This window comes from Nocardia sp. NPDC051463, assembly GCF_040681975.1.
Taxonomy (GTDB): Bacteria; Actinomycetota; Actinomycetes; order Mycobacteriales; family Mycobacteriaceae; genus Nocardia.
In genome coordinates this window covers 105,192-119,423 of the sequence record NZ_JBFBAB010000010.1, presented here as the reverse complement: position 1 = coordinate 119,423, position 14,232 = coordinate 105,192, and the positions used below count along the sequence as shown (strand labels likewise).

Sequence of the window (14,232 nt, the reverse complement as noted above, 5' to 3'; positions counted from 1 at the left end):
CCTCGATCATGACGACATCGGCGACACAGAGACGGTGCGCACTCCGCGATATCGACCGGCCGGACCAGAACACACGGCGACCGAGCGGCCATCCCGCCCAACGCGACACGCTCCTGAAGCTGCTACCGGCAGTCATCGAACCCGACCGTCCGTCCGTGCGGCATCCCACACACCGCGCTGTTTCTCATCCGCGCCCCCGCAGCGACCAGCCGCGGATGCCATCGGCGGCGGCGAGCATGATCATGATGACAACACCGGACAGGGCTACGACTGCGGCGACCAGGGAGGTGTCGCGGTCGGCTACCGACCCGGCGAGCAGGGCGCCGAGGCCCGGGTAATTGAAGATGGTCTCGACCACCAGGGATCCGCCGAGCAGGACGCCGACGGTGGTTGCGAAGCTGGCCACGATGGTAGGCAGCGCGAAGGGCAGCGTGTGTCGTAGGAGCACGGTTCTGGTTGAGAGTCCTTCCAGCAGAGCACTTTCCACGTGTGGTGACCTGGCTGCGTCGAGCAGGGCAGCCCGCACCACTCGGGTGTTCCATCCGGTCTGCGGTATCGCGAGGGCCAGCACCGGCAGCATCAGCATGTCCGGGCTCGTCGGCAGACCGGAGCGTCCGGTGACGGTGACGGCGGGCAACCAGCCCAGCGCCAACGAGAACACCATGATCAGCAGGGTGGCGACAACGAACTCGGGTACCGCCGCAGCGACCGTGCTCGCCGGCTGCAGCGTGCCACGCAGCGCGCCGCCGCCGCGTGCCGCCCACCACATCCCGAGCGACAACGACACCGCGACGGTCAGCGCGAGTGCGAGTCCGCCGAGCAGCAGCGTCGGCGGAAACTTGTCGGCGAGCAGCTCATTGATCGACCGACCGCGGGCGGTGCGGCCGAAATCGCCGGTCGCCACCCCGGATATCCAGTCGGCGAAGCGCACTGGCAGCGACCGGTCCAGCCCGAGTTCGTGCTCCTTGGCCACGATCCGGTCCGGTGTGGCGTCGCGGCCGAGCACCGCGCGGGCGGTGTTGCCCGGCAGCAGGTCGATGGCCACGAAAACCGTTGCCAGCAGCGCGATCAGCAGGGCAATGCGGCGAATGATTAGGCGCGCGACAGAGATCACTACGCCAGCCAGGCTCTTTCCAGCTGCACCCTGGCGAAGCCGCCGAGCACCGGCAGGTCGCGCACTCGCGCCGAGGCGATGTCGATGCCATCGGCCATGCCCCACACCAGGTAGCCGCCCCGGTCGTACTGGATGCGCTGCACGACACGGCAGGCTTCTGCGTAGGCCGACTCATCGTTCGCGGCAAGCGCTTTCGCGATGGCCGCATCGAATTCGGCATCTTTGAAACCGGTTTCGTTGCGGTTGGAGCCGCTGGTCATCAGTTTCGAGGCGAGGAATAGGGTGGAATCGTTGGTGCCCCAGGAGACCGTGTAGAGCGGCGCCTGCAGCCAGGTCTGGTCGTAGAAGGCGTTCGATTCCTGGATGAGGACCTCCAGGCGCACGCCGACGTCGGCGAGTTGGGTCGCGATCACCTTGGCCGACTCGACCTCGCCGGGCGCTTCGGCTTTGGTGCGGAAGGGGTAGCTCTTTGCGGTATCGAAACCCGACTCGCGCAGTAGCGTTTTCGCGCGCTCGATGTCGCGGGCGCGCTGGGGGATGCTGCGGTCGTAGGCCGGATCCGCGGTGCCGAGAATATCGTCGGCGACCGCGCCGTAGCCCGAATGCACCTGATTCACCAGAGCGTTCCGGTCGACCCCGAGCCGGATCGCCTGTCGGACCCGTGGATCGGCGAACGGCCCGTCGGAGGTCCGCATCGCGACACCGACCATGGTGTCGTCCGGCCGCCGGACCACTTGCAGATCGCCACGTCCCGCGGCAGTGCGACCCGCGATGGCACCGACGTTCGACGCGAGGTCGATCTGCCCACCGAGCACCGCATTCCCGAGCGCGGTGACGCTGTCGAACATCGTGATCTCGATGGCGTCCAGCAGCGGTGGCGTGCCGTGCCAGCGATCGTTGCGCACCAGCCGGGCGTTGCCGCCCTGGTAGGACTCCAGCCGGAACGGTCCGGTGCCGATGGCCTTGGTGAAGTCGGTGGTGTCCTTCTGCACCGTGAAGGTCATCAGCCGGACCAGCAGCGGCAGTTGGGCATTCGGCTCGGGCAGCGCGATCACCACCCGGTTCGGTCCGTCCGCGGTGATGTCGTCGGCCGCCGCAGGCATCTTCGACGCACCGCCCACGGTGCGCAGCCTGCGCAGTGACCACACCACGTCCTCGGAGGTCACCGACGTGCCGTCGTGGAAGGTCGCGCCGTCGGCGATGGTGAAGGTCCAGCGTCGGCGCTGCGCATCGGGTTCCCACCGACTGGCAAGGCGCCCGGCAACATTCGGGTCGGCGGCCGGGACGGTCAGCGCGTCGTACACCAGCGAGGTGATCAGGAAGTCGCTGTCATTGCTGAGATTCGCGTGCGGATCGCGTTCGATTCGCGCCGCGGTGCCGAGCGCGCCGACCCGCAGCGTGCCGCCCTGACGCGCGGACCCCATGGAGTTGCCGGTCTCCGAACATGCGGCGCCCAGTAGGACCGCGCCGACTCCGAGACCTGACCGCAGAAGCTGCCGCCGGTTCCATCCCATCGTGCCGCCTTCCTCGTGGCGCCCGCGTGCGATCGCGGACATTTAGCGATCGAGGCCAGGACAGGCTAGCCTAATGACGGCGACGACTCGCCGGAATCCAGCCACCCGATGCCGAGATCACCGTCGACACAACACCCGGCCACCACCCAGCAATCGGCACCATTAGGTGGCTTCGACTCCCCCCGAGAGGACATAATCTCGGTGATGCATTCTCGCTATTTTTACCGACTCGCTTAGGTAAGCCTTGCTTAAGGCGACAAGAGGCGATAGCTTCGCAGATCGAATCGTCCCCACCTGCTTTTCGACCCGATGCGAAGAAGGGAACCCCGGTGAAAAGCGTTCTCGCCGAACGTAAGACGTTTCACCCGCAAGACACCGAACAACGCGAGCTGAGCACCGCCGCAGGACGAGCGGTCCGCGAGCTGGCAGCAGAAATATGCATCACAGTGGACGGTCGTGCCGGTGGTGCCGCGCACCTGGCACGCACGCTGACCGCCCCCGAGCTGCTCGCGCAAATCGACAGCCGCGTCGGCGAACTGCCCGCCGAAGTACGCACGGCGATGCGCCCACCCGCCACTACCGCGGGCGCGACCATTGTCAGCGGGCTGCCGCTGACCGACGAAGAATTCGGCCCGACCCCGCCCAGCTGGCACGACGCGGCGCGGTGGAGCGGCGAATCAGCGCGTAGCGCAAGCTCTTTCCAGCTCGACATCGCCATGCTGCTGTTGGCCAGAAGCGCGGGCGAACCATTCGGTTGGCACGGCCAGCAGGGTGGTCGCCTTGTCAACAACATCGTCCCGTCGCCCGGCCACGAACACGAACAGTCGGGCGCGAGCAGCACTACACTGCTCAGCCCACATACCGAGGACGCCTTCCACCCGCAGCGGGCCAACCTCCTGATGCTCGCGTGCCTGCGCAATCCGGATCGGGTCGGCACCACGGTCTCCTCGGTTCGCCGCACCGAACTCACTGCGGCGCAACGCACTCTGCTCAGCACTCCGACGTTGCCGATCCTGCCCGACGTGTCATACGGTTCCGGCCACCAGCGCTACTCGGCGACTCCGCTGCCTACTCTCTGGCATGACGAATCTATCAGCGACATACCTGATCTGACGCTTAGATACGACCCTGCCTATACCCCGCTCGCCGACGCCGACGCCGAATTCCGCAGTGCCTATGCGCACCTCACCGCGGAGCTGGAGCGCGTGTGCGTCACCGCGGCGCTCACGCCCGGCCAGCTGCTGCTGGTCGACAATGACGTCGCCGTGCACGGTCGGGTACCGTTCACCGCGCGTTACGACGGCACCGATCGATGGCTCAAACGAGTGAACATCCGTCTGCCCGAACGACGTCGCCGCGCCGCCGAGGCCGACGAGAATGGCTATGGGCAGCAGATCGTCGCCCCGTTCCGCTCGGCTCGCACTGCCCCGCTCGCGACCGGCGGAGCAGTACCGATTCGAGCGGGTGCAGGCCGGGGCCCCGCCTCGGCCGGAGCAGAGCGGGACACAGCTGATGATCGAGGAACCGATGACCACGCGTGACCGGAGCACACCACTACGTGTGCTGAGTCGCAGCGACCTCGCCGAGGTCCCCATCACACCCGGTGATGTCGTACGCGCCGTCGAGGAGGCGTATCTGGCTTTCGCCGCGGGAGATTCGGACAACCCGCGCAAGCTCAGTGTCGCGAATCCGGATGGCTGGTCGGTGGCTTACGCCATGCTCGGTCGCGATGGCAGGCGTCGGGTGGTGGCCATGAAAACCTCGTACAAATTCGACCCGGGCCATGATCGCAGCACCAAGCGCTACTACACGACGATCACCCTCTACGACGACACCACCGGTGCACCGATCGCCATGATGGATTGCGCGCGGGTCGGCGCGCTGCGGACACCCGCGGTCTCGGCCTTGCTCGTCCGGGAGACGGTTCGCCGCGGCGCCGAGAGCGTACTGCTGATCGGCACCGGCACCCAGGGCCGAAACGCGCTGCCGCACTTGCTCGCCGCAAATCCGCAGCTACGCAAGCTGATGCTGTACGGCACACACCCGGAAGGCCTGACGGCAGTTCGCCGGCAGCTCGCCGAGTACAGCCCGCACGCACTGCTGGAAACAGTGGAGGACCCGCGCGCGGCCGCGGGCGCCGCCGACGTAGTGCTCGCAACCGCCGGCCCCGGCACCGAAGTCGCTATCGAGTCAGAGGATCTCGCGCCAGGAGCGGTGGCGGTGCTCGTCGGCTACGGTCTCGCCCCGTCGACCCTCATCGACGCCGACCGCGTCATCGCGACCAGCGCCGAGCAAATGGCGCTCACCGGCACCGACATGGCCGGTGACGATGGCAAACTGCGCCAGGTGGATGCGGAGTTGCCGCAGATCCTCAGTCGCCGTGCCGTCGCCCGCCGCTCCGACGACGAGCGCATTTTCGTCTACAACAGCGGCCTGGTGCTCACCGATATCGCGGTCGCACACGCACTCGCCGAGCGAGCCATCGCCGAGGGACGCGGTACGGAGGTACCACTGTGGGATTAGCGCCCGGTGCCGCCCGGCAGGGCACCGAGACGGGGCCGAACCCCGAGCCACCGCAGATCCATGCCGCACCGATGCCCGCGCTCACCGACGCATGGGAGCGGCGGGTATACGACGATCCGAATCTGCTCGGCGATATCGCCTTCGCGGTCGGCGGGCCGTTCCATCTCATGTATCCCCAGCGGGTCGCGCGGAATATCGACCGATTCCATGCCGCGTTCGAGCAGGCGGGCGTCGACGGTGTCGTCTACTACGGAAAGAAGGCCAACAAGGCTGCCTGTGTCGCACGGGCCTGCGCGCAACAGGGTGCCGGTGTCGATGTCTCCAGCATCGGCGAGCTGACTTCCGCACTGGCACAGGGTGTTCGCGGGGGCGAATTGATGGTGACCGGCCCCGCCAAATCCGATGACCTGCTGTGGCTGGCAGTCCGGCACGGCGCGCTGATCGCGCTGGACAGTCTCGACGAACTCGACCGGCTCGACGCGATCGCCACCGTCGCCGCACCCGCCGAGGTGTTGCTTCGCGTGCTGCCCGCCGCGTCGACGAGCCGATTCGGGATGACCGAAGGCGAGCTGGACCGGGCGCTGTCGCTCATCGGCTCCGCCGGGACAGTCGGCAACGAGTCGATCCGGTTGGCGGGTTTCAGTTTCCATCTGTCGGGCTACGACGCCGTCGCGCGCGCGGACCAGGCGCACGCGTTGATCGATCGGTGCCGGGACGCTCGAACGCTCGGGCATCCGGTGACGACCCTATCGATCGGCGGCGGATTCGGTGTCGACTATGTCCCGGCGTCGGCGTGGGCGGAGTTCACCGCCGCCGCCGACACGCGATGGTTCCATGCGGGCAAGTCCTTCGGCTCGTACTACCCCTACCACTTCCCCGCCCCTGGCCCGACCATGCTGACCGCCGTCCTGGACCACCGCGGTTTGGCAGGACGCCTGCGCGACAACGGCATCCGCCTGGCCGTCGAACCAGGCCGTGCCCTGCTCGACCACGCCGGTTGCACCGTCTTCCGGGTGCAGGGCAACAAAACTCGCCACGCGGACGGGCAGCCCTACCACCTGCTCACCATCGACGGCAGCAGTCTGAGCCTGTCCGAGCAGTGGTTCGACAGTGAATACCTTCCGGACCCGGTGCTGTGGCCGCCACAACACGCAGGCACACCCATACCGACCGCGGTCGGCGCCGCGACCTGCCTGGAATCCGACATGCTGAGCTGGCGGCGTATCCCGCTGCCGCGGCCCGCGACGGTCGGCGATCTGCTGATCTACCCGAATACCGCCGGATACCAAATGGATTCGAACGAGTCGACTTTTCACGAACTACCCATACCGCCGAAGGCGGTACTGCACGAAGCGCCCGGCGACCGGTTGCGCTGGACGCTCGACGCCGGATAACCGAAACCTTTTCACCCTGGCCCCGAACGATGGAGACACCCATGCCGCTCGTCACGCGCGTGACGGATCTGATCGGTCGCACCCCCCTGTTCGAACTGGCGACTACCGCGACCGGCACCCGGCTGCTGCTCAAACTCGAGCAGTTCAACCCGACGGGCGCCGCGAAGATCCGGATGGCGCGTGCGATGGTGCTCGATGCCGAGCGCAGAGGGTTGCTGGCCGATGGCGGGCATATCATCGAATCCACATCCGGGAATACCGGGCTCGGCCTTGCGGTAGTTGCTGCGGAACGTGGGTACCGCTTCACTGCCGTGGTCGATCATCACGCGTGTAAGGACAAACTGCGCGCTATGCGGGCGATGGGAGCTGAATTGGTCTTCGTCGCCGACGAGGACGACGACAACCTGGCCACCTCGGCGCGAGAGGACCTCGCCGAGGCGATGGCCGCCGGACTTTCCGACGCGTACTTCACCGAACAGCACAACAACGACGCCAACGCGGTCGGCTACTACGCGGTGGCCGAGGAATTGCTGGAGGACGTGGAGCGGGTCGACATCCTGCTGTCGGCGGTGGGCACCGGCGGTTCGCTGTTCGGCACCGCTACCCGGCTGCGCCAGCTCGGCTGCACGCCGCGGGTGATCGGTGTCGAGCCGGTCGGTTCCATCGCCTTCGGCGGCCTCGGTGGGCCGTACTGGCAGTCGGGCACCGGCACGCCGCCTGGCGCGACCATCGGCACCGCCGTGGACTACTCCCTGCTCGATGAGGGTGTGAAGGTCACCGATACCGCGGCCTTCGCCACCGCCCGCGCGATCGCGGCCAAGCTCGGCCTGATGATCGGGGGCTCCGCCGGCGGCTCCGTGCATGCCGCACTCACCAGACTGGCGGAGTTCCCGCCCGGCTCGACCGTGGTCACCATCGTCTGCGACGGTGGCGAGAAGTACCTGGACACCGTTTTCGACGACGACTGGATGAACGACCGCGACCTGCTCGACGCCGCTACCGAACGCGAGGTCTTGGAGATGCTGGACCGTTACTCCCCCACCGCCCGACGCGCCCAGCTCGTGGAGGCGCGATGAACGCTATTTCCCTGCCGAGCCCGCCGCCCGCGCAGGCGTCGCAGTGAATCTGTCGAGCTACCGAGCCGACAGTCGGCGGCTGACCGCGCTCGCGACGCCGATCGCGTTGACGCAGTTGGCGCAGATCGCGGTGTCCACCACCAACATCGTGTTGATGGGAACGCTCGGAGTGCGTGAGGTCGCGGCGGGCGGCCTCGCGATCGTGCTGTTCAACCAGATTCGCACCATGTGCGTCGGGCTGATCACCGCGACCGGCAATCAGATTGCGAGCGCGGTGAGCGCGGCAGGCAAGCGCGGCGAATCCGCCGACCGCGAGGTCCGCGCGGTAGTACGGTCGAGCTTCCTGATCGCGACCGTGGCCGGGATCCTCGGCGGTGCAGTGCTGATCAGCCTCGGCTGGGCCTTGCGGTGGCTGGGCCAGGACGCGGGAGTGCTCGCCGATGCGCGGCCGCTGATGGTAGCGCTCGCACCGGGTCTGCTGCCGTGCCTGTGGTTCCAGGTATTGCGCCAATACACCGTCGGCATGCAGCGTCCGCAGGCGTTGCTGCTGGTGACGCTCGGCTCCGTCGCACTGAATCTCGTACTGGCGCTTGCCTTCATCCACGGCTGGGCCGGACTGCCCGCGCTCGGTCTCACCGGCATCGGTATCGCCACCTCGCTGGTCTTCCTGATCACCTTCGGCGTCTTCTGGGCGATGGTGCACCGCGACGCGGAATTGGGCGCCACCCTGGCGATCCGGCCGTGGCCGATGCGCCGTGGGACGATCACCTCGGAGCTGAAACTGGGCACGCCGATCGCGCTGACCTACGGCTCGGAAGCGGGCATGTTCTCGGTGCTCGCGCTGGTGATGGGCAGTATCGGCCCGGCGGCACTCGCGGCGCACAATGTCGTCTACCAGATCATCTACATCGTGTTCCAGGTCGCGATCGGCCTGTCGCACGGTGCGTCGATCCTGGTCAGCCATGCGGTCGCGCGCGACGAATACAGCCACGCCCGTGCGCTGGCCCGGCTGGCGCTGCGTCATGTCGCCGTGGTCGCCGCCGTGACCGGCTCGGTCTACATTGTGGCGCCGGATATGGTGCTTCGCCCGTTCCTCGAGCCGGGCGATACCGCGACCATCGAGCTGGCCCGCACCCTGCTGCTGATCGGCATCGTGCTCCAGTTCTTCGATGCCGCACAGAACATCGGCACCGGGCTGCTGCGTGGCCTGAAGGAAACCAACGCCGGCTTCCGGCTCTCCCTGGTCGGCTACTGGCTGGTCGGCCTGCCGACCGCGCTACTGCTGGCCTTCCCCGTCGGCCTCGGCGCCGCGGGCGTGTGGTGGGGCCTCACCGCGGGCCTGGCCACCACCGCCGCGCTCATGGTGCGGCGTTACTTCACGCTGCTCGACGCGAAGCAACGCGCGCACCCACAGCTGCTACCGGAGAGTCTGCCGAGCCCGGGCTGAGTCCCGCTCAACCCGGGTGACTCAGATGTTGACGCCGTAGTCGCGCGCGATTCCGGCCAGCCCGGACGCGTAGCCCTGGCCGATAGCACGAAACTTCCACTCGGCGCCGTGCCGATACAGCTCACCGAACACCATCGCGGTCTCGGTGGAGGCGTCCTCGGTCAGGTCGTAGCGGGCCAGTTCGGCGCCGGTGTTCTGGTCGACGACCCGGATGAAGGCATTGCGGATCTGCCCGAAGGACTGGCCGCGCGCGTCGGCGTCGTGGATCGACACCGGAAAGAAGATGTTGGTGATGGTCGGCGGTGTCGTAGCCAGGTCGACAACGATCGTCTCGTCGTCGCCCTCGCCCTCACCGGTGAGGTTGTCGCCGGTGTGTTCGATGGTGCCCTCGGGCGAGCGGAGGTTGTTGTAGAAAATGAAATGCTGATCCGATAGCACCTTCAGACTCGGCCCGGTGGCGAGCGCGCTCGCATCGAGGTCGTAGTCGGCCCCCGTGGTGGTGCGGACGTCCCAGCCGAGCCCGACCGTCACCTTGGTGAGGTTCGGTGCCTGCTTCGACAGCGAAACATTTCCGCCTTTGGCCAATGTGACGCTCATGATCCCCTTCCGCTCGGCGCGTTCGCGCCGCCTTTCTCCACGATTATCACTCGGTACCAGAAGTGCTGCGCGGGTTCAGTTCTGGTTTTCCGCCCAGGCATGCAAAGTTGTGACACGGCCTTCCAGCGCCCGCAACTCGCTCGGGTCGAGCACCTTACGCTGGATGCCGTCGGCCACCTCGAATGCCGACTGCCGATGATCGTCGATCACCTCGACATCGATCCGAACCGCCACATAGTCGGGCGCACCGGGCAGGTCCTCAGGGATCACCTGTGCCTTGCCCCGCGCGCACAGTGCGATGTTGCCGCTACCGAGGATCAGCAGCGCGACATCGGAGCGCTCCCGCAGCCGGGCCAGCGAACCGCGATCGGATTTCAGGGTGAGCAGGATGCGCCGGTCACCGGCACGGACCGGCCAGGACACCGGAATCGCGTGCGGCGCCGGGTCGGTGGTGACGAGTATCGCGATCGTTTCCTTCGGCCATTCGGGTAACACGTCCAGCATCGGGTGATCATCGGTCGAGTGGTCTTGACGTTGCGCAGGGCTCGCTCCGGCCGCCATCTTCGTCACCTCATGGATCGTCGCGCGCGACGGGCTGTGCCGCGCTGATAGCAGTCTAAGGTGCTGCGTCCCTTGTCCGCTGGCGCTGCCACCTTTGTCCGAACTGCCCAGCTGACTATCAGGCCGAGGTCAGGGCAGCCTTGGTTGAGTCGCGCAGTGCGCACGCCTAGTCGCGAGCCAGGTCCGCCGTCACCGTAGACGGAGTCACCGAGACCGAACACGGCGAAGCACAGGCCGCTCAGATCAGGACTGCGCGCATCGAGGGCGTCCTGTTCGGCAGCCCGAGGCGGCGCAATGGCATCGTCAGGGCAGTGTGTCCGGATTGACGGCAGCTCGCCATGGGATGCATCATTTTCTAGCAACGCCCTGTTCATCTGGGGCTTCTCCCTTTTTTCGCCGGCCGATGATTGTCCGGCCAAGCGTGCTGTCCCCGTTCGCGCTCTCCTCGACACACCGTGCGCACGCCACAGCACTTCCCCACGACGCCATGGCGTCCCGCCGTAAGAGAGGTGAGAACGAATGGTTTACCGATCGTTTGGATATCGTGCCGTCAATACGTTTCCTCTCCGCTACGGCACTGTCCCCAATTTCTGACTGCGGCCGCATCGGACGCGGTATCCCTGTCGACGTTCCCGCGTCGGCGGGCAGACCGCTCGGGTGATGCACCCGGTTCCGATGCGGCATCTGGCGAAGTCGCGGCGCGCGGCGTCTGCGGACCTTTCGAAATGCGGACAGATGTGGAGACGGAAAATGGTGGATATGGGGGCAGTGGATCCAAGGGCCGTGGAGATGGTGCTCCGGCCGACTGCCGGGAATCTGCTTGTATCAACAACATTGATCGACGACCTGGGGTATCTGCGAGCGGAACTCGTGGCCGCAGAGGTGCCGTTCCTGCTCGTGCGCGACTGCGGACATCGGCTCGTGCTCGCCGCCGATGCGGCGCACCGGGCGATGGTGCAGCGCGTGATCGCGACCGCGATCACCTCGGGTTTCACCTGCGAGGAAGTGCAGCACAACGTATTACGGCTCGGCCGCGACGCCGACCGGGCACACCACGTCGATCTGGAACTGTGGCAGTACCACGGCGACACCGTCGAATGCCCGCGACCGAACGCTCTGACGCGCATGGTGTTCGACCTCGCCGACATCGAGCAGACCACGGTGCGCCTTTTCGAACGCGGCTGGCCGACGCTGGTGGACATGTTCGCACCGCAGCCGACCGATGTCGCCTTCGATATCGACATCGTCTTCTCCTGGGTGGACGGCTCCGACCCGGAGTTCCGCGCCCGACGCGCGGGCATGCTCGCGCAGGTCGTCGTCGGTGAAGGCGATGATGCCGACGCGCGCATCCGGCAGATCGACGAACTGAAATACGCGCTGCGGTCGGTGGACAAGAACGCTCCGTGGATCCGACGCATCTTCATCGCGACCGATTCCGCGGTGCCGGACTGGCTCGGTGCCCACCCGAAGGTGACCGTCGTACGTGCGGTCGACCACTTCAGCGACACCAGTGGGCTACCAACCTTCAATTCCCATGCGGTGGAATGCCAGTTGCAGCACATCGAGGGGCTCAGCGAGCACTTCCTGTACTCCAACGACGACATGTTCTTCGCCCGGCCGGTGCGCCCATCGATGTTCTTCACCCCGGCCGGGGTGAGTCGATTCATCGAGGCAGGCACCAGGATCGGCCCCGGCCGAAACAACGAGCGCCGCAGCGGTTTCGAGAATGCGGCGCGGGTGAACCGCGAGTTGCTCGCCGCGCGGTTCGGCCATGTCATCATCCGACATCTCGAGCACACGCCGGTGCCGTTGCGCCGCAGCGTGCTCCTCGAGATGGAGGAAGAATTCTCGGGAGACTTCGCGCGGACGCGGACGAGCCGATTCCGTTCTGCCACCGATATTTCGGTGACCAACTCGCTCTATCACTACTACGCACTGTTCTCCGGACGCGCGGTACCGCAGGAGTCGGCGCGGATGCGCTACGTCGACACCACGAGCCGGAACGGACTGGCACTGCTCGACGGACTCGCCGCGGATCGCGACGTCGACTTCTTCTGCCTCAACGACGGGAGCTTCCCCGAGATCACCGAGGCCGAACGGGTGCGCGCGGTCTCGGAATTCCTGTCCGGCTATTTCCCCGACCGGGCGCCGTGGGAGCGCGTCAGTGCACCGCCTCGTCATCAGATTTCGGAGTCTGCGCCCGGCGCCGCATAACCCGTGGAATGCGGGTGGCGGGCGGGATCACGATGTGCTCGTCCGCCAATGTGCGCGCGGCTTCCTCGGGCGTCGACGGGGTCCCGACGGTCGGTCCCCGATCGATGGGAACCACCGAATGGACCACCGTGTCGGGGTAAACGTGGACGTAGTTGAACGACTGCGCTCCGTCGCGACCACGCAACCCGCCCTCCGCGACACCGAGATCCTGGCTGTAGCAGGTCGCCGACGCCACCGAGACCGGGATGCCCGCGAATGTCGCGCTCGTCGAAAAATGCAGATGCCCGGCCAGGATGGCGCGCACGTCGCTGCCGTCGAGCACATCGGCGAGCCTGCGCTGATCTCGCAGCTCGACGGTGACGGCCAGGTCGATGACGCACGGCACCGGCGGATGATGCATCGCCAGAATCGTGCCGAACGGGGCGGGCTCGGCGAGCACCGAGCGCAACCAGGCCAGCTGGTCGTCGGTGATCTCACCATAGTGGTGGCCGGGCACCGACGTGTCGAGGGCGACGATGCGCAGGCCGTCGATCATGTACACCCGGTCGAGCGGCGCGGTGGACTCCCGCTCCCCGAGCAATCGCTCGCGCAGCGCTCCCCGATCGTCGTGATTGCCGGTCACCCAGACGATGGGTGCCCGCAATCGCCGCGCGAACGGCTCGACCAGCGCGCGCAATTTGTCGTAGGCGGCGGGCTCCCCCCGGTCGGTGAGATCACCGGTGAACACGAGCGCGGTCGGCCGGATACGGCTGGCTGCGGCCTGGTCGAGCAGCTGGCGTAACCGCTGCTCAGCGTCGACGGCACCGTACAGTTCGCCGTCGCCTGCGATCAGATGGGTATCGCTGAAATGGAACAGCACGTGATTCGGGCGCGGGTGCTCCGCGACTCTGCTGATGGGCACCGGACCGAACGTCCTCCCCGGCGGTTTGCCCGCCATTGGCTTCGGGTTCCACCGCCAGGATAGCGAAGGCCCACTGACGGGTTTCCCGACGCACGGTGACGACAAGCTTGCGGGGAGGTGTGGGTTCGGTGACAAAACTGCCGAGACTGCCATCGCGGAAACACCAGGTCACCCGGTTCCAGTTCATCGACCGGCACCGGGGACCCGAACCGAGTTGCGCTAGCTGATGCGCGGCGCCTGTCTGCCCGCCGGGCCGTAGGACCACTGCATCGACCCCGCGCCACCACCGGCCTGCTGCGAACCGAGCTCGCAGCGCCCACCGGCGACGGCGAGCTCACCGGCGGTTTGTGGCACCGCGGCCCGTGGGGACACAGGCGGCGTGGTGCCGGGAACATCTGCCAGGAACAGGAATTCGGCTCCCGGCACGCCGGCGAGCAGTGACTGCACCGCGGCGGGAAGGTCGGAGAGGAACGAGTGTCCGACTCCCGGAATCACTCGGGGCTCACTGACCTCGTCCGCATCCGGGGCGGTGGGCGACTCGAGTTCGGCAGCATCGATGAGACTTTGTGGCTCGTCTCCCGGAATGACAGTGAGCGGCGCGAATTCGAATCCGGGCACCGCGGTGCGGCCGGGCACTTCCCTCGGAATCGAGAGGCCGTTCGGGACTTCGATGGCGCCCGAGCCGGGGGTCGAAACCGGTTGAGCAGCCGCGGGCACGGCCAACACCAGACAGCCGATACCCGCAGCGGCGCCGGCGACAGTCCAGCCCGCTATCGCGTGCCAATGTTTTCGATGGACAGAAATGTTCATGCGGTCCTCCGATGCTCACATCGAGGCCCAGATGGTCGAACACGGGACTCCATCAACGCCTCGAAAGGATTTCGAAACACA

Annotated in this window: 12 protein-coding genes; 6 read left to right on the top strand and 6 right to left on the bottom strand. The window is 66.9% G+C overall.

The genetic code is table 11. The annotated features are described in order from the left end of the window. Positions 1–184 precede the first annotated feature (184 nt). Together AB0M74_RS16135 and AB0M74_RS16130 are read right to left on the bottom strand one after the other, a co-directional pair. Positions 185–1,114, bottom strand: coding sequence for an ABC transporter permease (locus tag AB0M74_RS16135; protein ID WP_366527012.1), 930 nt, complete (start codon positions 1,112–1,114; stop codon positions 185–187). Continuing rightward, positions 1,114–2,628: an ABC transporter substrate-binding protein gene (locus AB0M74_RS16130; RefSeq protein ID WP_366527101.1), complete on the bottom strand. Its 1,515-nt coding sequence runs from the start codon at positions 2,626–2,628 to the stop codon at positions 1,114–1,116. Before AB0M74_RS16130 ends, AB0M74_RS16135 begins: the two co-directional genes overlap by 1 nt. 329 nt (positions 2,629–2,957) lie before the next feature. Between AB0M74_RS16130 and AB0M74_RS16125 the strand changes: the two genes are divergently transcribed. From AB0M74_RS16125 to AB0M74_RS16105, 5 genes are read left to right on the top strand one after another with little or no spacing between them, the layout of a single operon-like run. Continuing rightward, entirely contained in the window at positions 2,958–4,169 is a 1,212-nt protein-coding gene (locus tag AB0M74_RS16125) for a TauD/TfdA family dioxygenase (protein WP_366527011.1), read from the top strand. Then, positions 4,141–5,151, top strand: a complete 1,011-nt coding sequence (locus AB0M74_RS16120) for an ornithine cyclodeaminase family protein (RefSeq protein WP_366527010.1) — start codon at positions 4,141–4,143, stop codon at positions 5,149–5,151. The genes AB0M74_RS16125 and AB0M74_RS16120 overlap by 29 nt, the downstream gene beginning before the upstream one ends. After that, a complete protein-coding gene (locus AB0M74_RS16115; protein WP_366527009.1) occupies positions 5,142–6,545 on the top strand; it encodes a Y4yA family PLP-dependent enzyme in 1,404 nt (467 codons plus the stop codon). The genes AB0M74_RS16120 and AB0M74_RS16115 overlap by 10 nt, the downstream gene beginning before the upstream one ends. 41 nt (positions 6,546–6,586) lie before the next feature. Continuing rightward, entirely contained in the window at positions 6,587–7,621 is a 1,035-nt protein-coding gene (locus tag AB0M74_RS16110) for a cysteine synthase family protein (RefSeq protein ID WP_366527008.1), read from the top strand. A gap of 43 nt (positions 7,622–7,664) precedes the next feature. After that, entirely contained in the window at positions 7,665–9,068 is a 1,404-nt protein-coding gene (locus tag AB0M74_RS16105) for an MATE family efflux transporter (RefSeq protein WP_366527007.1), read from the top strand. A 21-nt stretch (positions 9,069–9,089) separates the two neighbouring features. Here the strand turns inward: AB0M74_RS16105 and AB0M74_RS16100 are convergent, their stop codons facing one another. Beyond that, a complete protein-coding gene (locus AB0M74_RS16100) occupies positions 9,090–9,665 on the bottom strand; it encodes a TerD family protein (RefSeq protein WP_366527006.1) in 576 nt (191 codons plus the stop codon). A gap of 75 nt (positions 9,666–9,740) precedes the next feature. After that, positions 9,741–10,226: a hypothetical protein gene (locus AB0M74_RS16095; protein WP_366527100.1), complete on the bottom strand. Its 486-nt coding sequence runs from the start codon at positions 10,224–10,226 to the stop codon at positions 9,741–9,743. A gap of 789 nt (positions 10,227–11,015) precedes the next feature. On the opposite strand from AB0M74_RS16095, the gene AB0M74_RS16090 reads away from it, so the two are divergent. Beyond that, entirely contained in the window at positions 11,016–12,440 is a 1,425-nt protein-coding gene (locus AB0M74_RS16090) for a stealth family protein (protein ID WP_366527099.1), read from the top strand. On the opposite strand, the gene AB0M74_RS16085 is transcribed toward AB0M74_RS16090, so the two are convergent. Then, positions 12,388–13,341, bottom strand: coding sequence for a phosphodiesterase (locus AB0M74_RS16085; protein WP_366527005.1), 954 nt, complete (start codon positions 13,339–13,341; stop codon positions 12,388–12,390). The two genes, AB0M74_RS16090 and AB0M74_RS16085, sit on opposite strands and share 53 nt — an antisense overlap. A gap of 219 nt (positions 13,342–13,560) precedes the next feature. After that, positions 13,561–14,151 carry a hypothetical protein gene (locus tag AB0M74_RS16080; protein WP_366527004.1) on the bottom strand — a complete coding sequence of 197 codons (591 nt, stop codon included), beginning with the start codon at positions 14,149–14,151 and terminating at the stop codon, positions 13,561–13,563. Positions 14,152–14,232: the final 81 nt, after the last annotated feature.